This window comes from Marinobacterium rhizophilum (genome assembly GCF_024397915.1).
GTDB lineage: Bacteria > Pseudomonadota > Gammaproteobacteria > Pseudomonadales > Balneatricaceae > Marinobacterium_A > Marinobacterium_A rhizophilum_A.
Map to the genome: position 1 here is coordinate 3856645 of NZ_CP073347.1, position 19561 is coordinate 3876205.

Genomic DNA, 19561 nt, shown 5'->3' on the forward strand with positions numbered 1-19561 from the left:
CATGGAGTGCCGCTGACAGTCAAGACAACGGCGGCTCCTTCTTGCCTGGATATAGAGGATAAAGACGGCGTATGAAAAAAGGTCCGGATCTGATAATGGTGATCGTTCTGGTCTTTGTCATTGGTTCAATCATGACGGGTGTTTCGCAAAGCGACTTCCAGTTCGCCGCCCTGGTTGAGCAGGTCTTCAGCAACAGCTGAGTTGGCGCGACTACAGCATGTAGTCGCGACAATCGGTCACTATGCCCGCAAGCGGTATGTCCCAGCTTGCAACGGGTAACTCGTCGACTCTCTGAATATCATGCGCCAGGCCGATCAGTTTCGGCCCCTGGGGACCCTTGCGCTGTTTAAAGCTGAAGGTCCTGTCGTAATAGCCCCCGCCCATGCCCATGCGAGCGCCGCTGGCATCAAATGCCACCAGCGGCAGCAAAACCAGATCAAGCGCCTGGGGTGGACGCCTTGGCGCGCCCCTGAGCCTGGGTTCCAGAATGCGGTATATATTGCGCTGCATGGGTGTTGTCGCTGTATAGGGTACAAACCAGAGCCGGTTGTGGCGAATGGGGTGCAGCACGGGCAGGTAGGTTTGCTTGCCCAGGCGCCAGCAGAGTTCGATAACCGGTGTGGGATCAATTTCACCGTCGTTGGGCAGGTAGAGGGCGATGTGCCGGGCGCGGTGAAAGGCGGGCAGGCGTCGCAGGTTGGCCAGCAGGTTGCGGGCGGCGTCACGCTGCTGTCGGGGATTAAGCGCCCGTCGACGAGTACGCATTTGGCGTCGCAGCAGTTGGCGTTGATCAGGTGTGGGTACGGTCATGGGAAAATATCTGAAAGGGCTCCCCGGAAGTGCCGGTAACGATCGTGGCCCTGAACCCTAAGGTTCAAGGTGGGGGCCTTCGAATACATCAGGCTTTCCGATAAACGGACATGCTCACCAGCATTACAGAAGGCCTCCAGAGGTGTACTTATCGGCTCGAGGGACTTGAACGCCTGTCGAACACCCCAGGGAGTGATTTACATTATACGCGTCTGCATCTGGATGTCAGGACTTGAAATTTAACTGAATTTGGCTAAGCATGATTTTAGTTGTTTGATATTTAAACAGTTTTGCTCGCCATGAAGAATTTTCAGTTGTCCTGTTCTTGCTTTTCCAGTGCTGAGCGGCTGAGGGACTGGTCGATCTTGCTGCCCAGGTGACGCACCTGATCTTCAATATGCTGACGGTTGTCGGCGTGGCTTTTGAGCAGCTCGTGGGCAATGTTGAGCGCCGCCATAACCGCTACCCGCTCGAGCCCGACGGTTTTGCCATTGCCGCGAATATCGCGCATCTTCTGATCCAGGTAATCGGCCGAGGTGAGCAGTTCAGCCTCCGCCCCCTCGGGGCAGGCGATGATGTACTCCTTGTCGAGCAGCTTGATCGTGACCTTGTGTGCGTCGGTTTTGCTCATGCATTTTGCTCCAGTGCCTTGAGTCGCTGAATCATGGATTCGACTTTGCTGCGGGTCTGGTCGTTGAGTTGCAGCAGACGGGCACGTTCATCCTTTAATTGCGTTTCCTGTAAACGCAGGCGCTGGTTTTCCTGTTCCAGCCGGTGACAGTGATCGAGCAGCTGATCGATTTTTCGTTCCAGGGCGTTGAAGTAGTGGTCGTTCATGCTCAGTCCCGGCAATGTGATCAAGAGCGAAATATAAACAGCGCTTGGTTAAGGGTCAATGAAAGGCGCTGTCCGAGGTAATTGTCAGACGCGGCTGCAATAGTGTTCAGCCGGTCAGGCTGCTAGGATATCGGCAATAATGAATCCTTGATGTGCCCCGCAGGAATTGAGCGAAGACTGATGACCGCAGATACCGAAACCCCGTCCTCCCCGGCTGATTTTGATGATATTGCCAATGTGCTTGTCGCTGAGGGCGTGCAGGAAATATCCCCTTCCGAACTGCACGGCCTGCTGAGCGGGGCCCTGGTGGCCGGCGCCCGGCCCGATGCCGCCGCCTGGCTCAAGCTGGCGGCGACCTTTCTGGAGATCGGCGACTTCACCCAGGAAGTCTCCAAGGTGCGCGTGCTGGAGATGTTTGGGCATGCGCTGAATCAGCTTGAAGGCCTGGAGCTTGATTTCGACCTCATGCTGCCGGGTGACGACGAGCTGTTGTCGTTGCGTGCGGCTTGCCTGGGGCAGTGGTGCCAGGGCTTTTTGAGTGGCTTCGGGCAGTATGGCAAGCAGACCGATGCGAGCCTGTCGCAGGAGTCCCGCGAAGTGCTGACCGACCTCAGCGAGATATCGCAGATCGTGGCCGATGATGATGATGGCGAAGAGGGGGAGTCCAACCTGATGGAAGTCGAAGAGTATGTCCGCATGGCGGCGCTGATGCTGTTTGCCGAATGCAACAAGTCGGCGCCGCAAAGTGAAGCTGAACCTGCCCCCAAGACGCTGCACTGATGATGAACTCCAGCCTGCCCCAGAGTGAATTCGCGACCCGGCGCGCCCGCCTGATGGCACAGTTGCCGACCGGCGGCCTTGCTGTAGTGCCAGGTGCTGCCATGCGCAGTCGCAACCGGGATGTGGAGTATCCGTTTCGCCAGGATAGCGACTTCTATTACCTGACAGGGTTCGACGAGCCGGATGCCGTGCTGGTGTTGCTGCCAGGGCGGGCCGAAGGGGAAGTGGTGCTGTTTTGCCAGGGGCGCGACCCTGAAATGGAAATCTGGCACGGCTATCGCACCGGCCCCGAGGGTGTGGTGGCGCACTATGGTGCCGACGAAGCTCACCCTGTATCCGAGATCGATCGGCGCCTTCCCGACCTGCTCGAGGGACGCTGCAGTATCTGTTACTCCATCGGTACCGATGAAAACGTTGACGGCCAGGTGCGCCAGTGGCTCAAGGTGGTTCAGGCCCGCAGTCGCCAGGGCGTGGTCGCACCCACAGAGCTGGTGATGCTGGATCCGCTGTTGCACGAGTTGCGCCTGTTCAAGTCCGACGCCGAGATCGGCCTGATGCGTGACGCCGGACGCATTTCCGCCCAGGCTCATGTGCGCGCCATGCAGCAGTGCCGCCCGGGGCTGTACGAGTATCAGCTGGAGGCTGAAATTACCCACCACTTTGCCATGCATGGCTGCCATCTGCCGGCGTATTCCTCGATCGTCGGCGGCGGTGCCAACGGCTGCATTCTGCACTACACCGAAAACCGCGATGCGCTGCGCGCCGGTGACCTGGTACTGATCGATGCCGGCTGCGAGCGGGAATACTACGCCGGCGACATTACCCGTACCTTCCCGGTGGACGGGCACTTCAGTCCTGAACAGAAGCAGCTTTACGAACTGGTGCTGCGCACCCAGCAGGCCTGTATCGAGCTGGTACGCCCGGGTGTGCTCTGGAACGAAGTGCATGACCTGTCGGTGCGGATGCTGACCGCCGGTCTGGTGGAACTGGGGTTGCTGGATGGGGACGCCGATGAGCTGATCGAGGCGGGGGCCTACCGCGCGTTTTACATGCACCGGCTGGGCCACTGGCTGGGAATGGATGTGCATGATGTGGGCGATTACCGCGTGGCGGGTGAGTGGCGCCCGCTGCAGCCTGGCATGGTCATGACCGTTGAGCCGGGGCTCTACGTCTCGCCGAACAACGAACAGGTTGAGGCCCGCTGGCGCGGCATCGGCATCCGTATTGAAGACGACGTGCTGGTGACGGCATCGGGCTGCGAAGTACTCAGTGCCGCCGCGCCCAAGTCGGTCGCCGAGATCGAAGCGCTGATGGCACAGGCCCGGCAATCGCGATGAAACAGCACTACGACCTGATTATCGTTGGCGGCGGCATGGTGGGCGCGAGCCTTGCCTGCGCTCTGGCACCGGCGGCCCAGGCGCTTGGGCTGGACATCGCCATTGTTGAGCCGGTACCGCTGCGGGCCGACGACCTCAGCTATCAGCCCAGCTATGACGCCCGCGCCACGGCGCTGGCCTACGGCAGTCGCAGTGCCTACGAGCGCATGGGTATCTGGCAGACACTGGCGCAGCATATTGCCCCCATCAATGAAATTCATGTTTCCGATCGTGGCCATTTCGGTGCTTCGCGCCTTGATGCAGCACAGCAGCGGGTGCCGGCACTGGGTTATGTGATCGAGAACCACTGGCTCGGCCAGGTGCTGCTGCACCGGCTGCAGCAGCCTGAGTGCGGGCGCATCGATTATCTGTGCCCGGCCGAGGTGGCACAAATTGTCCCCGGTGATGGCCAGATGAGTGTCACGGTGAGCCGCAATGGTGTGGCGTCTTCGATCAGTTGCGAACTGGTGGTCATGGCCGATGGCGGGCGTTCCGAATTGCGCGAGCGCCTGGGCATCGGGTATCGCTACAGTGCCTACGAACAACATGCGCTGATTGCCAATGTCAGCCCAAACCGGCCACACCGTGGCATCGCCTATGAGCGCTTCACCGACCAGGGGCCGATGGCGCTGTTGCCGCTGCAGGAGCAGGCGGGGCAGCACCGCTGCGGGCTGGTCTGGACCCTGTCGGATGACGATGCCCAGGCGTTGATGGCCGCAGACGATACCGGCTTTCTGGAACAGCTGCAGCAGCGCTTTGGCTACCGTGCCGGGCGTTTCGTGGCGGTGGGCGAGCGCCATGCCTACCCGCTGCAGCTGGTGCTGGCCGAAGAGCAGGTGCGTACCGGCCTGGTCGTGCTGGGCAATGCCGCCCATGCGCTGCACCCCATCGCAGGCCAGGGCTACAACCTGGCGCTGCGGGGGCTGGTGAGTCTGGCGGATCATCTGATTGCTGCGAAACAGCAGGGGCGTTCGCTGGGTGACCTGGCGGTGTTGCAGGCGTATCACGAGCAGATGCGTCGCGATCAGCAACGCACCATCGGCTTCAGCGATGGCACCATGAAGCTATTTACCAGTACCAGTTCGTTGCTGACCCTGGGTCGCAATCTCGGGCTGCAGGCACTGGACGCCTGCCCGCTGGGCAAGACCCTGTTTGCCCGCAGCGCCATGGGGCTGGACATGCCGGCGCCGGCGCTGTTTTCCGGGGAGGGGCAGGGATGAGCGACAAGCTGGATGCGGACCTGATTATCGTGGGTGCCGGCATGGTAGGCCTGACCGCCGCGCTGGCGTTGCGCGACAGTGGCCTCAAGATACTGGTGCTGGAGCGTCGACCGGCGTCGCCACAGGACCCGTTGCAGCAGGTACAACAGGCCGCGGCAGAGGGGTTCGACCCTCGGGTCAGCGCGCTGACCTGCGCCTCGGAGCAGATTCTGCGCTCCGTCGATGCCTGGCCTGTGATGGAATCGCTGCGCCTGAGCCCGTACACCGAGATGGATGTATGGGACGGTGAAGGCACCGGCCGCACCCATTTCAGCGCCGCCGATCTGCACGAGCCCTACCTCGGGCATATTGTCGAAAACCGGGTCATCCTCGCCGGTCTGCGTGCGGCGCTGGCGGAGCAGCCGCAGATTCGTCTGCTGGAGGCTGTGGAGGTACAGGCCTTGTCGGAGCCGCGAGAGTCGACGCTGGGTGCCTGGCGCGAGCTGACACTGGCCGACGGGCGGGCGTTGTGCGCCAGGCTGGTGGTCGCTGCGGATGGCGCCCTGTCGCGGGTTCGTCAGCTGGCGGCACTGCCGACCTGGGAGTGGGACTATGGTCACCATGCCATCGTGACCACGGTGCGCACGGAATGCGGCAATGCAGCCACCGCCTGGCAGCGTTTTACCGATGACGGCCCGCTGGCGTTCCTGCCGTTGCGTGATGGTAGCGACAGCCATCTCAGTTCCATCGTCTGGTCCACCTCGCCGGAGCATGTGCGAGAGCTGATGGGCTTCGATGACACCGCCTTCTGTACGGCCCTGGAGCGCGCCTTCGAAGGGCGCCTTGGGCGGGTGGAGTGGGCGGATCGGCGTTACAGTTTCCCGCTGCGCCAGCGTCATGCCAAGCGCTACGTGCAGGCGGCCTTTGCCGCCATCGGCGATGCGGCCCATACCATTCATCCGCTGGCGGGGCAGGGTGTGAACCTGGGATTGCTGGATGCCGCCGTACTGGCTGAAGTCATCGAAGCTGCTGCTGCGCGGGGAGATGATATAGGTGCGCTGCGCGTGTTGCGCCGTTACCAGCGCAGGCGCCAGGGTGAAAATCTGCAGATGGCCGCGGGTATGGAGGGCTTCAAGCGCCTGTTCGATAGCCAGCAGCCACTGCTCGTACTGGGGCGCAATTATGGCATGCGCTGCTTCGATCGCCTGGGCGCGGTAAAAAATCATCTGGCCCTGATTGCCATGGGCCTGTCGGGCGATCTGCCGGCACGGGCGCAGCGCCACTGCGGCGATTGATCTGTCGCGGGATAGTCTATACATTGGCGTCCCCCACCTGGCGGGGTGGATTGACTCCGGTGAAACCGCTTTTGCAGGCAGGCAGACGCAGGCTGATTTGTGTCTATACTGGGGCCAGTCGAGGCGGTGTCGCATGGGTGTGCTCCCAGGACACGGCAGGATAAAAACGCGGTGTTGTGTCATGCAGCCGCTGCAACCTGCGCGGCGATACGGGCTGGCACCGGTTTATGCCGCATGCGTCAGCCTGTTATTGAGTCAGCTGCCAATGGCTAATAGAACTCGTAATCCTGAGAAGGGTAGGAAACGAAAATGAGTGAGATCCCAAACGAATTGAAATACGTCGCCAGCCATGAATGGGTTCGCGTCGAGGATGACGGCACCGTGACTATCGGTGTCACTCATCATGCCCAGGACCTGCTGGGAGACGTGGTGTTCGTTGAGCTGCCGGATGTCGGCGCACAGCTGTCCGCCGGTGATGATGCCGGTGTGGTTGAATCCGTCAAGGCAGCATCGGATATCTACTCTCCGCTTTCCGGTGAAGTCGTTGCAATCAACGAAGACCTGGAAGACTCCCCCGAACTGGTGAACAGCGACCCCTTTGGCGATGGCTGGTTCTTCCGCCTGAAACTCTCCGACAAGGTGGAGCTGGATGAGCTGCTCGACGCTGACGGTTACAGCGAACTGTGCGAATCCGAAGCCTGATCCCGGGCGCCTGATCGCGGTGGCCTCTCTGGCCGCCTCACTGTCCCGGCTGCGCGCCGGGACAGTCATTTTCACAACCCAGTGCGGCACAGGGCAGTTGACCCGGTTGCCGGCAAGACCTCAGGAAATGTAGTCATAGATATGTCACTGAAACGCTTATGCCTTAAAACGGGTGCCGAGAAACGCCTGCGTGGTGGTCATCTCTGGATCTACAGCAATGAGGTTGATAATCAGAAGACCCCGATCAAGAGCTTCACCGCCGGCGAGCAGGTGGTGGTTGAGTCTGATCGCGGCAAGGTGCTCGGCATTGCCTACGTTAACCCGAATACCCTGATCTGCGGCCGCCTGGTCAGCCGCGACCTGGATTACAAGCTGGATACCTCGCTGCTGGTGCATCGCCTGAACGTGGCGCTGTCGCTGCGCGAGATGTGCTTCAGTGAACCCTGCTACCGCCTGGTGTACGGTGATTCCGATGGCCTGTCGGGCCTGGTGATCGATCGCTTCCACGATATTTTCGTGGTGCAGGTCTCGACCGCCGGCATGGAAGCGGTCATCGACGACATCGTCGCGGCGCTGAACAAGGTCTTCAAACCCGAAGCGATCCTGCTGCGCAACGATGGCAAGATGCGTGAAATGGAAGGCCTCGAAACCTACGTCGAAGTGGTGCAGGGCGAGATTCCGGAGCTTTGCCCGCTAATCGAAAACGGTGTGTCCTTGCTGGCGCCGCTGCAGCGTGGCCAGAAAACCGGCTGGTTCTACGACCACCGCGCCAACCGTGCCCGCATGCAGCAGCTGGTGAAGGGCAAGCGCGTACTGGACCTGTTCAGCTACGTCGGTGGCTGGGGTGTACAGGCGCTGGCGGCCGGGGCCGAGATGGCCAGCTGCGTGGATGCATCCCACTTTGCGCTGGATGTGGCACGGGAAAACGCCCGTCTCAACGGCAAGGAAGACCGCTTTGATCCGCTGCACGGCGATGCCTTTGATATTTGCAAGGCGCTGGTGGCCGAGAAAGAACGCTACGATGTGGTGATCGTTGATCCGCCCGGGTTTATCCAGAAGAAGAAGGATATTCGCAATGGCGAGCGCGCCTATGCCCGCATCAACAATTTCGCCATGCGCCTGCTGAGCCGTGAGGGCGTGCTGGTGTCCGCGTCCTGCTCCATGCACCTGCAGCGCGAAAGCCTGGTGGATATCATTCGCAGCAACAGCCGCGAGCTCGACCGTAACTCGCAAATTTTTGAACAGGGTCACCAGGGTGCGGATCACCCGCTGCACCCGGCAATTCCGGAAACGGATTACCTGAAAGCCCTGTTCGTGAGGGTACTGCCGGTCAGCTGACCTTCGAGCCGTCCATGGACCCCGGCATGCCGGCCAGGGCGCAAGTCTGAATCAGGGAGAGGTATGGATGCAGTACAAAATGCTCGGTGGCAGCGACCTCAGGGTCAGCCGTATTGCGCTGGGAACCATGACGTTCGGCAGCCAGAATACCGAGGCTGAGGCCTGGGAGCAGCTGGATTATGCCCTGACCCAGGGCGTCAACTTGCTGGATACGGCGGAAATGTATCCAGTGCCCACATCGCCTGACTATCAAGGGGCCAGCGAGGCGATCATCGGTCGCTGGATGCGCGCGCGGGGCACCCGTGATCAACTGGTGCTGGCCACCAAGGTAACCGGTCCTGGCGATCTGTGCAGCTACATTCGCCCGAACGTGGGATTGAGTGCCGCCTGCATCAGGGAGGCCATTGATGCCAGTCTTGAGCGCTTGCAGACTGACTATGTTGACCTGTACCAGCTGCACTGGCCTGAACGCCAGAGTAATTTCTTCGGCCAGCTGGGCTATGTGCCGGGCGATCGCGCCGATGACGGCGTGCCGATGGAAGAGACGCTGCAGGCACTGAAGGTGCTGGTGGATGAGGGGCGGGTGCGTTATGTCGGGCTGTCGAACGAAACGGCCTGGGGCACCATGGAGTTCCTGCGACTGGCCGACAAGCTGGGTCTGCCGCGGGTGGTTTCGGTACAGAATCCCTACAGCCTGCTCAATCGCAGCCTGGAAGTGGGCCTGGCCGAGGCCATGCTGCGCGAACAGGTCGACCTGCTGGCCTATTCGCCACTGGCGTTCGGCGTGCTTAGCGGCAAGTATCTGGATGGCGCCAGGCCGGATGGCTCGCGCCTCAAGCTGTACCCCAACTACCAGCGCTACCTGACCGACCAGGGCCAGGCCGCGACCGCCGCCTACGTTGCGCTGGCAGCGCAGGCGGGGCTTGATCCGTCACAGATGGCGCTGGCCTACGTCAACAGTCGGCCTTTCCTTGGCAGCAATATCATCGGAGCATCCAGAATGGATCAGTTGCGCAGCAACATTGCGTCCGTGGATCTGACCCTGGGCGACGATGTGCTGGCGCAGATCGAAGCCATTCACGCCCGTTATACCTATCCCTGCCCCTGAGCCGCATCGTGCTCCTGCATGAGGCAGCGTGGATAAGCTATCCACGTTGCCTCATGCAGGGTACCGGGACTCCCCGATCTCAATCCCTCAGGCTGATCACCGGCCAGCCGCGCTCTGTCGCGGTGCGCGTCAATATCTCATCGGCATCCACCGCCACCGGGTTATCGACCAGTTCGAGCAGCGGCAAATCGTTTTGTGAGTCACTGTAGAAATAGCTGCCTTCCAGCGTATGCTCATGCTCCTGCAGCCAGCGGTGCAGGCGCTCTACCTTGCCTTCACGAAAGCAGGGCGTGCCCGCGACCTTGCCGGTGTAACGCCCGTCAACCATTTGCGGATCGGTGGCCAGAAGCGCATCCACACCCAGCTGGCGGGCGATGGGCGATGTCACGAAATGGTTGGTGGCGGTGATGATCAGCAGAAAGTCGCCGCGGGCGCGATGGTCTGCCAGCAATTGCAGCGCCTTGGGTAGCATCATTGGCTGGACGCACTGCTGCATGAACAGGCTGTGCCATTGCTGCAGTTGCTGTAGCGAATGCTGGGCCAGCGGGCGCAAGGCAAATTCCAGGAATTCGAAGATATCCATGGTGCCGGTCTTGTACTGCTGGTAGAAGTGGTCGTTGGCCTGCTTGTACTCGGCGGGGTCGACGATGCCCTGGGTGCACAGGAACTCGCCCCAGGCATGGTCGCTATCGCCGTTTAACAGGGTATTGTCCAGATCGAAAATGGCCAGGCTCAAGGCGGTGCTCCCCGTGAATGGAAAAGGCCGATCATAGAGTGTCCCGGGCGGCCTTTCAAACCGCGTCAGGTGCTGTAAATTGCTGTTGTGCGTGGAGTTTGCGGAATTCGTGAAGTGTGGAACAATAGCAACGAACTATTTCAGGATATAAACAGTGATTGATTCAGACGGGTTCAGACCGAATGTCGGCATCATTCTGGCGAACTCGCTGGGTCAGGTCCTTTGGGCCAGACGGATAGGACAGGATGCCTGGCAGTTTCCCCAGGGCGGGATTCAGGATGACGAATCCCCCGATGAGGCGATGTTCCGTGAGCTTCACGAGGAAATCGGACTGCGGGCCAGCGATGTCGAGATCGTTGCTGTCACGCGCGGCTGGCTGCGCTACCGTCTGCCCAAACGAATGATCCGGCGCAATTCCCATCCGGTCTGTGTCGGCCAGAAGCAGAAGTGGTTTCTGCTGCGCATGCTCAGCGAAGACCAGGCGGTGACCATTGACCACACCAGTTCGCCGGAATTTGATGGCTGGCGCTGGGTGAGTTACTGGTACCCCCTGGGGCAGGTGGTGTCGTTCAAGCGTGAAGTGTACCGAAAGGCGATGAGGGAACTGTCGCCCAAGCTGGCGCGGGTCGTCGCCCAGCAACGAAAATAACAATATGGGGTGGGTCAATGCTCGAAACACTGCGCAAGATCGTGCAGGAGGTCAGTGCAGCACCGGATCTTGAGTCGGTGCTTGATCTCATCGTGCGCAGAATACAGCGTGCCATGCGTACACAGATGTGCTCGGTGTACCTGTTCAATACCAAAAAGCAGCGTTACATCCTGATGGCCACCCAGGGCCTGAACAAGGATGCCGTGGGTGCGGTCAGCCTGTCAGCCTCCGAAGGCATCGTCGGACTGGTAGGGCAGCGTGCCGAACCGATCAATCTTGAAGACGCAGCCAAGCACCCGGCATTTATTTACCTGCCGGGTACCGGTGAAGAGCGTTTTCACTCCTTTCTGGGTGTTCCCATTATTCACCAGCGCGATGTGCTGGGTGTGCTGGTCGTGCAGCAAAAGGAGCGCCGGCGCTTCGACGAGAACGAAGAGGCGTTTCTGGTGACCGTTTCGGCTCAGCTGGCCGGTGTTATCGCCCATGCGGAGGCAACGGGTTCCATCCAGGATGTCAGTGGCAGCCGCCGTGGCGCGGTGATCGAAAGCCGGTTCGAAGGCGTTTCAGCCGCGCCGGGTGTCGCTGTTGGTCCTGCGGTCGTTATGGCGCCTCCGGCGGATCTGAATGCGGTACCGGACAAGCCGGCTGCTGATATCGAGGCGGAAATTCAACTTTTCGTGCGTGCGCTGGAGTCTGTACGGCACGATATCCGGGTGGTGGGGCGCACACTGTCCAAGCGGCTGCGTACCGAGGAACAGGCGCTGTTTGATGTGTACCTGCGCATGCTCGACGACAATGCCCTGGCGGGCGAAGTGGTGGAGAAAATTCGCCTGGGCAACTGGGCCCAGGGCTCTCTGCGGGATGTGATCAAGTCACATATCCGAGAGTTCGATGCCATGGACGACCCTTACCTGCGCGAGCGGGCAACCGATATTCGAGACCTGGGGCGGCGGGTACTGGCCTACATGCAGGAAGCGGCCCCCGCGCAGATCGACTATCCCGACAATACGATACTGGTGGCTGACGAACTGACGCCGGCGATGCTGGGCGAGGTGCCTACCGAAAAGCTGGCGGGTCTGGTGTCGGTCCATGGTTCCGGTAACTCCCATGCCGCCATTCTGGCGCGTTCGCTGGGCATTCCAACCGCCATGGGGGTGTTGGATCTGCCCTATACCCAGATAGAGGCACGCACACTCATTCTGGATGGCTATAACGGCCGGGTGTATGTGAACCCGTCGGACGAAATTCTGCAGGTGTATCGGGACATCATGCGGGAGGACCGCGAGGTTGCCGCCGGTCTTGAACAGTTGCGCGACAAGTGTGCTGAAACCTCCGATGGCTATCGCATGCCGCTGTGGGCCAATACCGGGCTGGATATCGACGTGACCCGGGCGCTGGATCGCGGTGCCGAGGGCATTGGCCTCTACCGTACCGAGATCCCGTTTATGATCCGGGACTTTTTCCCCAGCGAACAGGAGCAGATGCAGACCTACCGTTCGCAGCTGGCAGCCTTCGCGCCGAGCCCGGTCACCATGCGTACGCTGGATATCGGTGGTGACAAGGCGCTGCCGTATTTTCCGATCAAGGAGGAAAACCCCTTTCTGGGCTGGCGCGGCATCCGCGTGACACTGGACCATCCGGAAATTTTCCTGGTTCAGGTGCGGGCCATGCTGCGCGCCAACGAGGGGCTGGGCAACTTGCGCATTATGCTGCCCATGGTGACCAGCGTACATGAGGTGGACGAAGCCAACCGCATGATCGACCGTGCAGTGAATGAACTGCGCGAGGAGGGGCATGTTACCGAACGCCCGCCGGTGGGCGTGATGGTGGAAGTACCGGCGGCGGTATACCAGGTGCGTCGCTTCGCGCGCAGGGTCGAATTTATCTCCGTGGGCTCCAATGACCTGACCCAGTACCTGCTGGCGGTGGATCGTAACAACCCCCGGGTGGCGGGTCTTTACGCCCCCTACCACCCCTCGGTATTGCGGGCGCTGGAATATATCGCGGAGGAGGCGCACAAGGAAAACGTGCAGGTGTCGATCTGTGGTGAAATGGCCTCGGATCCCTGTGGCGCCATCCTGCTGATGGCCATGGGCTATGACGTCCTGTCGATGAACTCCACCAACATTCCGCGGGTGAAGTCTGCGATTCGCGGTATTACTCATGTGCGCGCCCGCGGCCTGCTCAGCCAGGTGCGAGGCATGGATGACGCCGAGGAAATTCACATGCTGTTGCGCACGACCCTGCAGGAACTGGGGCTGGGCCAGCTGTCGCGGCCGACCATTCCCAGGTAGGCCGGTTCCGGTGCGCCGTGGCTAAGTTGCCGGGCCAGGTCTGTTTATGGATCGCCGCCGATCAGTGGCAGTTGCAGGCTGTAGTGGCGAGCGGCGGTGGGCCCTGCGGCATCGAAGCTTTGCTCGTAGAAACAGCTGTTACCCTGGTAGTCCTGCAGGATCACCGTGGTGGCCCGGGTCCCGTATTGCGGTAGCTGGATAAAGCAGGATGACAATTTTCTTTCGAGCTCCCGGCTGATGCCGGTATCGGGCAACTGGTCATCCGGCGCCAGGTCGTGACAGGCCAGTACTTCCGTCAGCCGTGCCGCCAGTGGTGGCATATCCTGGTCTGCATTGATGCTGCCAAGGGCGGCATCGAGCGCATTGCGCGCCTGCAGCAGCTTGGGCCAGGGGCTGTCCAGCAATGCATTGCTCAGGCCGTAGATCCCAGGCGTGAGCCGCTCGGGCGTTCGGCCCCGGTTCGACAGGTAGTACAGTCCCTCGCGGTCCCCCAGTAGCAGATTGAATCCCCCGTATTCCTCCCCCTGTTCGGCATAGCGCTGGCTGGTGCTTGCGGCCGGTTCCCGTGACAGCAGGAAGTCCCGCGTCAGGTGGCCGCGCGAGCGCAGTGCCTTGTTCGCGCTGGTGCGGCCATCGCGATGGTTTGTGACCGCGCCAAGCCGGCCGCTGCGGTGAATGCCGAGCCAGGTGCCGCCCTGTTCCAGATCCTGGCCGGCAACCAGGCCGGTGTCCTGTCGCCAGGGGGCGGCATCCAGGGTCGCACGCTCATAGGCCTCGTCGCGGTTGGCAACAAGTATCAGGTTGTAGTCGGGGTGGCTCTGGTACGCGAAGGTGATCAGGCACATGCAACCGGGTCTCTCGCTGAGGGTTTCGCCGCGCGTCTGCGCGCAAGTTGTGGCGCGAGGTTCGCGGTGGATGTCTGCTTGCCAGTAGTACCTTTTAGGCTACTATAGGCGACTTTATCATGACTGCTGCAGGGATGTTCCATCATGCTGTTGACCCTATTGATGTATCTGGCACTGGGTGCCGCGGCGGGTGTGACGGCCGGACTCTTTGGTATTGGCGGTGGCTTGCTGATCGTGCCGGTACTGGTTTTTTCTTTCGGTGCCCAGGGAATTTCCCCCGAGATTCTCACTCACATGGCGGTCGCAACATCGCTGGCGACCATCGTGGTCACATCCATCAGCTCCATAAGGGCGCATCACAAGCGTGGTGCCGTGCGCTGGGACCTGTTCCGTCCGCTGAGTCTGGGCATTGTGCTGGGGGCTTTCCTGGGAGTGAAAACCGCAGGGCAGTTGCCGGGGAACATATTGCAAATGATGATCGGCAGCTTTGCGCTGCTGGTTTCCCTGCAGATGGCATTTGGCGCCAGGCCTGCGGACAGCCCGGGCGCGGCGCCAAAGCCTGGCGGGCTGGGTGTTGCCGGTGGTCTGATAGGCTGGGCGTCGGCGCTGTTTGGCATCGGTGGTGGGACGCTCACCGTGCCCTTTCTGAGCTGGCGGCATGTGCGCATGCAGCAGGCCGTGGCGACATCGGCCGCCTGTGGCTTGCCAATTGCCGTGATCGGGGCTCTCAGTAATGTGCTTGAGGGCTGGGGGCATCCTGCGCAGGTGGACTGGAGCCTGGGTTATGTCTATCTGCCGGCGTTTGTCGGTATTGTGCTCACCAGTCCCTTCTTCGCAGGTATCGGTGCGCGTCTGGCGCACCATTTGCCGGCACCGGTGTTGCGGCGTGTGTTTGCGGCCTTTCTCGCCCTGGTGGGCTTGCGTTTTCTGCTCGGCAATCTGTTTTGAACAAGGACTGAGACATTTATGTGGGTACATGATATCGACCCGATCGCGCTGGATCTGGGTTTTCTGCAGATACACTGGTATGGCCTGATGTATCTGGTGGGCTTTGCTGCCGCCTGGTGGCTCGGCGTACAGCGAGCCAGGCGGGCGGGTTCCGGCTGGACCGAGCAGCAGGTCTCCGATCTGATTTTCTGGGGAGCGGTGGGCGTGGTGCTCGGCGGACGGGCCGGCTATGTGCTGTTTTACCAGTTCGACTACTTCCTGGCGAACCCGCTGTGGCTGTTCCACGTCTGGGAAGGTGGCATGTCCTTCCATGGTGGGCTGATTGGCGTGCTGGTGGCGCTGTGGGTCTTCGGTCGCAAGCAGGGCAAGACCTTTTTCGAGATGGGGGATTTCACCGCACCGCTGATACCCATTGGGCTCGGGGCGGGGCGGGTCGGCAACTTCATTGGCGGTGAGCTCTGGGGGCGGGCAACCGACCTGCCCTGGGGCGTGGTGTTTCCCCGCGCCGGGGACGGGGTGGCGCGGCATCCATCCCAGCTGTACGAGTTTGCCCTGGAAGGGGTGCTGATGTTCGCGCTGCTGTGGTGGTTCTCGGCCAGGCCGCGGCCGCGCATGGCGGTGTCGGGGCTGTTCCTCCTCCTGTATGGCAGTTTCCGCTCACTCATCGAGCTGGTGCGCCAGCCCGATGAACAGCTGGGCTTTCTGGCGTTTGACTGGCTGACCATGGGGCAGCTGCTGTCTGTACCCATGGTGCTGGCAGGGGCCTTGTTGATGCTGCTGGCCTACCGGCGTAAAGTTAGCGCCTGAGCGAATGCCCGCCACCTGGGCGGGCAAGTTCGCATGTACAGGTTTTTGATGTGGAGTAGTGATGCAGCAGTATCTGGACCTGATGCGCGATATAAAGGCCAACGGTTGTGACAAGGGTGACCGCACCGGCACCGGAACCCGTTCCCTGTTTGGTCGTCAGTTGCGCTTCGACCTGTCGCAGGGGTTTCCGTTGCTGACCACCAAGCGAGTGCACATCAAGTCAGTGGTGTACGAGTTGCTGTGGTTCCTGGCCGGCAGTACCGACAACAACTGGCTGAAAGAGCGCGGCGTCAGCATCTGGAACGAATGGGCGCTGGACAATGGTGACCTGGGGCCTATTTATGGCAAGCAGTGGCGCTCCTGGAGCTGCCCTGATGGTCGCACCCTGGACCAGATTTCCGACCTGGTGACGCAGATCCGGCGCAATCCCAACTCGCGCCGCCTGATCGTCAGCGGCTGGAATCCGGCGGACCTGCCGGATGAAAGTCTGAGTCCTCAGCAGAATGTGGAAAATGGCAAGGCCGCCTTGCCGCCCTGTCATACCCTGTTCCAGTTCTATGTCGCCAATGGCAAGCTCAGTTGCCAGCTATACCAGCGCAGTGCGGATTACTTCCTCGGTGTGCCGTTCAATATCGCTTCCTACGCACTGCTTACCCATATGCTGGCGCAGCAGTGTGACCTGGAAGTGGGTGACTTTGTGCATACCTTCGGTGACTTGCACCTGTACCAGAATCATCTGAATAACCCGGCCATTGTGGATGAGCAGCTGTCCCGTACGCCGGGCGCGTTGCCAGCACTGCGTATCCTGCGCAAGCCTGCTTCACTGTTTGACTATGCCTTTGAGGACTTCGAGTTTGCCGGCTACGAGCCGCAGCCGGGTATCAAGGCACCGATTGCTATTTGAGGACAGGGTATGAAGCTCGCAATTATCGTGGCGAAGGCCCGTAACGGCGTTATCGGCGTCGACAACAAGCTGCCCTGGCATCTGCCGGCGGATCTGAAGTATTTCAAGCAGGTCACGTTCGGCAAGCCGGTGATCATGGGGCGGCTGACGTTCGAGTCCATCGGTCGACCGCTGCCGGGGCGTGCCAATATTGTGGTCACACGCAACCCTGACTGGTCCCATGCCGGGGTTCAGGCGGCTGCATCGCTGGAGGAGGCGATCGACCTGGCTCAGGCGCATTGTGACGTCGGCGGTGCCGACGAGGCGATGGTGATCGGGGGGGCGCAGATTTATGCCCAGGCGATGACGCTGGTGCAACGTATCTACCTGACCGAAGTGCAGGCCGATATTGACGGGGATGCTCGCTTCCCGGCGCTGGATCAGGATCAGTGGCGGGAGGTCGAGCGTGCGGATTTTGCAGCCCAGGATCCCAATCCGTATGACTACAGCCTCCGGGTACTGGAGCGCGCCTGAGCGGAATCGCCGGGTCAATTCGAATAAACAAGGACACGCCTTATGACGACCCGATCGTTGTTGTCTATCCTGGCCGATGGCCTTTTCCACTCCGGGCAGGAGCTGGGGGAGCAGCTGAAAGTCAGTCGTAGTGCGATCTGGAAACAGATGCGCAAGCTCGAGGAGCTTGGCATCGAGATCTACAGTGTAAAGGGGCGCGGCTACCGCCTGCCCGGTGGGCTGGACCTGCTGAATGCCGAGGCCTTTGTGGCCGCGCTGGACGCGGATGTGGCGGCCAGGCTGGGGGAGCTGCAGTTTGACCTGTCAATTCCCTCCACCAACCTGCTGGCGATGCAGCAGCTGCAGCAGCGTCCCGGTCATGGCCGACTCTATGTGGCCGAGCAGCAGACCGCCGGGCGCGGCCGGCGTGGTCGGGTCTGGGTCAGTCCCTTTGCACGCAACCTGTATTTCTCGCTGGTATGGCGCTTCCCCCAGGGGGCGGCCTCCCTCGAAGGCTTGAGCCTGGCGGTCGGGTTGGGGCTGGCCCGCGGCCTGGCGCGTCTCGGGCTGGAGGGGGTTGAGCTGAAATGGCCCAATGACCTGCTGTGGCAGGGGCGCAAACTGGCGGGTGTCTTGCTGGAAGTCAGCGGCGAGGCGTCCGGGGACTGTCAGGTCGTTACCGGTATCGGATTGAATATCGCCATGCCGGATGACCTGGCGGTGGATATCGATCAGCCCTGGATCGATCTGCAGCAGATCTGTGGCACTGTCCCCTCCAGAACCCTGGTGCTGGCGGCGCTGGTGAACGAGCTGGTGCCGGTGCTGGCAGCCTTTGCCGAATCGGGCTTCGAGCCGCTGGTGGAGGAGTGGAAGGCACTGGATGCCTGTCGCGATCAGCGCGTGTCGCTGAACCTGGGCCTCAATGCCGTCGAAGGTATTTGTCGCGGTGTATCTGGCAGTGGTGCCCTGGTACTGGAAACCGAGGCGGGGCTGGAGAGTTTCCATGGCGGTGAAGTGAGTCTCAGGCGTCTGTCATGATTCTCGAAATCGATATCGGCAATACCTTTCTCAAGTGGCGCTATGCCGATGCAGAGCGCGGCTGGGTGCGCGGACGTCTGCTTGGCGCCCAGCTCGATGAGACCCAGTTCGCGTGCTGGCCGGATGAGGTGGCGGGCGTACGGGTCGCCTGCGTGGCGGGTGTCGAGATGGCTGCGCTGGTCTCGCGCTACTGCCAGGCTCGCTGGAAACTGACGCCCGAATTCGCACGGGTAGAGCGGCACGCTGCCGGGGTGAGCAACAGCTATGCCGATCCGTCGCGCATGGGTGTGGATCGCTGGCTGGGCATGCTGGCGGCGTATAACCAGGTCAAGGGTGCCGTCTGTGTGGTGGACTGCGGCAGTGCCATAACCATAGATTTTGTCAGCGCTGACGGCACCCATAGCGGCGGCTATATCGTGCCGGGTGTACGCCTGATGACCAGCAGTCTGTTGAGCAATACCGCCCGGGTCGTTGCGGACCAGGGGGTGGAGCAGTTCGACATGACGCCGGGTACTCATACATCGGCGGCGGTATTTCACGGTATTAATTTTGTGCTTGATGCCATCGCACAGCGCCTGCTGCAGCAGCTGGCGGCGGATTATCCGTCGGCGCAGCTGCTGGTTACCGGCGGTGATGGCGAGCTGTTTGCGCGTCTGGCCGGGCGGGGCGAGTACTGTCCCGACCTGGTGCTGGATGGTCTGCACTGGGCGCTGGCCTAGCATGCTGCGCTGGCTGTTTTTGCTGCTGTTGCTGGCGAATGCCATAGTGCTGCTGTGGGCCGCACTGTTGCAGCGTGACCCCGGGGTGGTGCCGCCGGAGGTGGTAGAGCCGGGGGCGGATGTGCGCCTGTTGTCCGAGCTTGATCCCGGGCAGTTGCGGCCTCTGGGCGAGGAGGGGCAGTCCCAGGCGCTCTGTGTGTCCTATGTCGGGTTGCCCGCGCTGTCGGATGCCGAGCAGGTGGCGGGGCTGATGCAGCGTTACGGGCTGGTGCCGGTTATCGAGCGGGAAAGTACTCGGCGAGCCGCGGGAGTTGAGCTGGTGCTGGCGGTGCCGCAGGATGCGCAGGAACGCATTGCGCTGATAGAGCGACTGCAGTCAATGGATATCGTGCCGGAGAGCAGCCCGCAGGGCGCGCAGTTGCTGCTGGGGCGTTACGCGTCCGAGGCGCAGGCGCAGGCAGCACGTGAGCGCTTTCGCGATACCGGCCTGGCGCCGCAACTGCAGCAGGTAGAGCGTCTGGATGAACGCTTTGTGGTGGTGCTTCCGGTCGACTCTGATCGAAATTTGTTCAATAAAATCAATCGTGTGCTTGAGCAATCGCATCCAGATGTAAAAATAGAGAAAAAACTTTGCAAAGGGGTTGCAACACCCTAAGTCGATCAGTACTATACGCCCCACTTCGA

General features: G+C 61.2%; 22 protein-coding genes and 1 other RNA gene. 17 read left to right on the forward strand and 6 right to left on the reverse strand.

Features of this window, described 5'->3' with window-relative positions:
• The first annotated feature begins 71 nt into the window (after positions 1–71).
• On the forward strand, positions 72–200 hold the full coding sequence (locus KDW95_RS17305; RefSeq protein ID WP_255853056.1) for a hypothetical protein: 129 nt from the start codon (positions 72–74) through the stop codon (positions 198–200).
• Between the two features lie 10 nt (positions 201–210).
• Here KDW95_RS17305 and KDW95_RS17310 read toward each other — a convergent pair whose 3' ends face one another.
• The 4 genes from KDW95_RS17310 to KDW95_RS17325 form a co-directional block, all read right to left on the reverse strand.
• A complete protein-coding gene (locus tag KDW95_RS17310; protein ID WP_255853057.1) occupies positions 211–765 on the reverse strand; it encodes a 5-formyltetrahydrofolate cyclo-ligase in 555 nt (184 codons plus the stop codon).
• Between the two features lie 61 nt (positions 766–826).
• Positions 827–1005, reverse strand: a non-coding RNA gene (gene ssrS, locus KDW95_RS17315) — 6S RNA.
• 115 nt (positions 1006–1120) lie between these two features.
• Positions 1121–1441, reverse strand: coding sequence for a cell division protein ZapA (locus KDW95_RS17320; protein ID WP_255853058.1), 321 nt, complete (start codon positions 1439–1441; stop codon positions 1121–1123).
• Positions 1438–1647: a TIGR02449 family protein gene (locus KDW95_RS17325; protein ID WP_255853059.1), complete on the reverse strand. Its 210-nt coding sequence runs from the start codon at positions 1645–1647 to the stop codon at positions 1438–1440. Before KDW95_RS17325 ends, KDW95_RS17320 begins: the two co-directional genes overlap by 4 nt.
• Before the next feature lie 180 nt (positions 1648–1827).
• Between KDW95_RS17325 and KDW95_RS17330 the strand changes: the two genes are divergently transcribed.
• The 7 genes from KDW95_RS17330 to KDW95_RS17360 all read left to right on the forward strand — a co-directional run bounded on the left by KDW95_RS17330 (position 1828) and on the right by KDW95_RS17360 (position 9445).
• Positions 1828–2427, forward strand: a complete 600-nt coding sequence (locus KDW95_RS17330; protein WP_255853060.1) for a UPF0149 family protein — start codon at positions 1828–1830, stop codon at positions 2425–2427.
• Positions 2427–3764 (forward strand): Xaa-Pro aminopeptidase, encoded by a 1338-nt coding sequence (pepP, locus tag KDW95_RS17335; protein ID WP_255853061.1) that lies wholly within the window; start codon positions 2427–2429, stop codon positions 3762–3764. The genes KDW95_RS17330 and pepP overlap by 1 nt, the downstream gene beginning before the upstream one ends.
• Positions 3761–5023, forward strand: coding sequence for a 2-octaprenyl-6-methoxyphenyl hydroxylase (gene ubiH, locus KDW95_RS17340; protein ID WP_255853062.1), 1263 nt, complete (start codon positions 3761–3763; stop codon positions 5021–5023). Before pepP ends, ubiH begins: the two co-directional genes overlap by 4 nt.
• On the forward strand, positions 5020–6297 hold the full coding sequence (locus KDW95_RS17345) for an FAD-dependent oxidoreductase (RefSeq protein ID WP_255853063.1): 1278 nt from the start codon (positions 5020–5022) through the stop codon (positions 6295–6297). The genes ubiH and KDW95_RS17345 overlap by 4 nt, the downstream gene beginning before the upstream one ends.
• A gap of 309 nt (positions 6298–6606) precedes the next feature.
• Positions 6607–6999, forward strand: a complete 393-nt coding sequence (gene gcvH / locus KDW95_RS17350) for a glycine cleavage system protein GcvH (protein ID WP_255853064.1) — start codon at positions 6607–6609, stop codon at positions 6997–6999.
• A gap of 141 nt (positions 7000–7140) precedes the next feature.
• On the forward strand, positions 7141–8337 hold the full coding sequence (locus KDW95_RS17355; protein WP_255853065.1) for a class I SAM-dependent rRNA methyltransferase: 1197 nt from the start codon (positions 7141–7143) through the stop codon (positions 8335–8337).
• Between the two features lie 67 nt (positions 8338–8404).
• Positions 8405–9445: an NADP(H)-dependent aldo-keto reductase gene (locus tag KDW95_RS17360; protein WP_255853066.1), complete on the forward strand. Its 1041-nt coding sequence runs from the start codon at positions 8405–8407 to the stop codon at positions 9443–9445.
• Between the two features lie 79 nt (positions 9446–9524).
• Here KDW95_RS17360 and KDW95_RS17365 read toward each other — a convergent pair whose 3' ends face one another.
• Positions 9525–10181 carry an HAD family hydrolase gene (locus tag KDW95_RS17365; RefSeq protein ID WP_255853067.1) on the reverse strand — a complete coding sequence of 219 codons (657 nt, stop codon included), beginning with the start codon at positions 10179–10181 and terminating at the stop codon, positions 9525–9527.
• A 154-nt stretch (positions 10182–10335) separates the two neighbouring features.
• Between KDW95_RS17365 and KDW95_RS17370 the strand changes: the two genes are divergently transcribed.
• The gene (locus tag KDW95_RS17370) at positions 10336–10830 is read left to right on the forward strand and encodes an RNA pyrophosphohydrolase (protein ID WP_020682452.1); all 495 of its coding nucleotides are present in this window, start codon (positions 10336–10338) and stop codon (positions 10828–10830) included.
• A 17-nt stretch (positions 10831–10847) separates the two neighbouring features.
• Positions 10848–13124 (forward strand): phosphoenolpyruvate--protein phosphotransferase, encoded by a 2277-nt coding sequence (ptsP, locus tag KDW95_RS17375; protein WP_255853068.1) that lies wholly within the window; start codon positions 10848–10850, stop codon positions 13122–13124.
• Positions 13125–13168: 44 nt separating this feature from the next.
• On the opposite strand, the gene KDW95_RS17380 is transcribed toward ptsP, so the two are convergent.
• Positions 13169–13969 carry an NRDE family protein gene (locus KDW95_RS17380; protein WP_255853069.1) on the reverse strand — a complete coding sequence of 267 codons (801 nt, stop codon included), beginning with the start codon at positions 13967–13969 and terminating at the stop codon, positions 13169–13171.
• Between the two features lie 144 nt (positions 13970–14113).
• Between KDW95_RS17380 and KDW95_RS17385 the strand changes: the two genes are divergently transcribed.
• The 7 genes from KDW95_RS17385 (at position 14114) to KDW95_RS17415 (ending at position 19532) form a co-directional block, all read left to right on the forward strand.
• Entirely contained in the window at positions 14114–14917 is an 804-nt protein-coding gene (locus KDW95_RS17385) for a sulfite exporter TauE/SafE family protein (RefSeq protein ID WP_255853070.1), read from the forward strand.
• Between the two features lie 18 nt (positions 14918–14935).
• The gene (gene lgt / locus KDW95_RS17390) at positions 14936–15724 is read left to right on the forward strand and encodes a prolipoprotein diacylglyceryl transferase (RefSeq protein WP_255853071.1); all 789 of its coding nucleotides are present in this window, start codon (positions 14936–14938) and stop codon (positions 15722–15724) included.
• A 61-nt stretch (positions 15725–15785) separates the two neighbouring features.
• The gene (locus KDW95_RS17395; protein WP_255853072.1) at positions 15786–16628 is read left to right on the forward strand and encodes a thymidylate synthase; all 843 of its coding nucleotides are present in this window, start codon (positions 15786–15788) and stop codon (positions 16626–16628) included.
• A 9-nt stretch (positions 16629–16637) separates the two neighbouring features.
• Positions 16638–17141, forward strand: a complete 504-nt coding sequence (locus tag KDW95_RS17400; protein WP_255853073.1) for a dihydrofolate reductase — start codon at positions 16638–16640, stop codon at positions 17139–17141.
• Between the two features lie 42 nt (positions 17142–17183).
• Positions 17184–18158, forward strand: a complete 975-nt coding sequence (gene birA / locus KDW95_RS17405) for a bifunctional biotin--[acetyl-CoA-carboxylase] ligase/biotin operon repressor BirA (protein WP_255853074.1) — start codon at positions 17184–17186, stop codon at positions 18156–18158.
• Complete coding sequence (locus KDW95_RS17410) at positions 18155–18877, forward strand: type III pantothenate kinase (protein WP_255853075.1); 723 nt, start codon at positions 18155–18157, stop codon at positions 18875–18877. The genes birA and KDW95_RS17410 overlap by 4 nt, the downstream gene beginning before the upstream one ends.
• Position 18878: 1 nt before the next feature.
• Complete coding sequence (locus tag KDW95_RS17415) at positions 18879–19532, forward strand: hypothetical protein (protein WP_255853076.1); 654 nt, start codon at positions 18879–18881, stop codon at positions 19530–19532.
• Positions 19533–19561 lie beyond the last annotated feature (29 nt).

Bases quoted from the DNA above. Each gene is read 5' to 3' on its own strand.
- pepP (WP_255853061.1), top strand. From the start codon at position 2,427: ATGATGAACTCCAGCCTGCCCCAGAGTGAATTCGCGACCCGGCGCGCC.
- KDW95_RS17330 (WP_255853060.1), top strand. From the start codon at position 1,828: ATGACCGCAGATACCGAAACCCCGTCCTCCCCGGCTGATTTTGATGAT.
- ubiH (WP_255853062.1), top strand. From the start codon at position 3,761: ATGAAACAGCACTACGACCTGATTATCGTTGGCGGCGGCATGGTGGGC.
- KDW95_RS17355 (WP_255853065.1), top strand. From the start codon at position 7,141: ATGTCACTGAAACGCTTATGCCTTAAAACGGGTGCCGAGAAACGCCTG.
- KDW95_RS17345 (WP_255853063.1), top strand. From the start codon at position 5,020: ATGAGCGACAAGCTGGATGCGGACCTGATTATCGTGGGTGCCGGCATG.
- KDW95_RS17325 (WP_255853059.1), bottom strand. From the start codon at position 1,647: ATGAACGACCACTACTTCAACGCCCTGGAACGAAAAATCGATCAGCTG.
- KDW95_RS17385 (WP_255853070.1), top strand. From the start codon at position 14,114: ATGCTGTTGACCCTATTGATGTATCTGGCACTGGGTGCCGCGGCGGGT.
- KDW95_RS17380 (WP_255853069.1), bottom strand. From the start codon at position 13,969: ATGTGCCTGATCACCTTCGCGTACCAGAGCCACCCCGACTACAACCTG.
- KDW95_RS17310 (WP_255853057.1), bottom strand. From the start codon at position 765: ATGCGTACTCGTCGACGGGCGCTTAATCCCCGACAGCAGCGTGACGCC.
- birA (WP_255853074.1), top strand. From the start codon at position 17,184: ATGACGACCCGATCGTTGTTGTCTATCCTGGCCGATGGCCTTTTCCAC.
- KDW95_RS17410 (WP_255853075.1), top strand. From the start codon at position 18,155: ATGATTCTCGAAATCGATATCGGCAATACCTTTCTCAAGTGGCGCTAT.
- KDW95_RS17305 (WP_255853056.1), top strand. From the start codon at position 72: ATGAAAAAAGGTCCGGATCTGATAATGGTGATCGTTCTGGTCTTTGTC.
- gcvH (WP_255853064.1), top strand. From the start codon at position 6,607: ATGAGTGAGATCCCAAACGAATTGAAATACGTCGCCAGCCATGAATGG.
- KDW95_RS17400 (WP_255853073.1), top strand. From the start codon at position 16,638: ATGAAGCTCGCAATTATCGTGGCGAAGGCCCGTAACGGCGTTATCGGC.
- KDW95_RS17415 (WP_255853076.1), top strand. From the start codon at position 18,879: ATGCTGCGCTGGCTGTTTTTGCTGCTGTTGCTGGCGAATGCCATAGTG.
- KDW95_RS17395 (WP_255853072.1), top strand. From the start codon at position 15,786: ATGCAGCAGTATCTGGACCTGATGCGCGATATAAAGGCCAACGGTTGT.
- KDW95_RS17360 (WP_255853066.1), top strand. From the start codon at position 8,405: ATGCAGTACAAAATGCTCGGTGGCAGCGACCTCAGGGTCAGCCGTATT.
- ptsP (WP_255853068.1), top strand. From the start codon at position 10,848: ATGCTCGAAACACTGCGCAAGATCGTGCAGGAGGTCAGTGCAGCACCG.
- KDW95_RS17320 (WP_255853058.1), bottom strand. From the start codon at position 1,441: ATGAGCAAAACCGACGCACACAAGGTCACGATCAAGCTGCTCGACAAG.
- lgt (WP_255853071.1), top strand. From the start codon at position 14,936: ATGTGGGTACATGATATCGACCCGATCGCGCTGGATCTGGGTTTTCTG.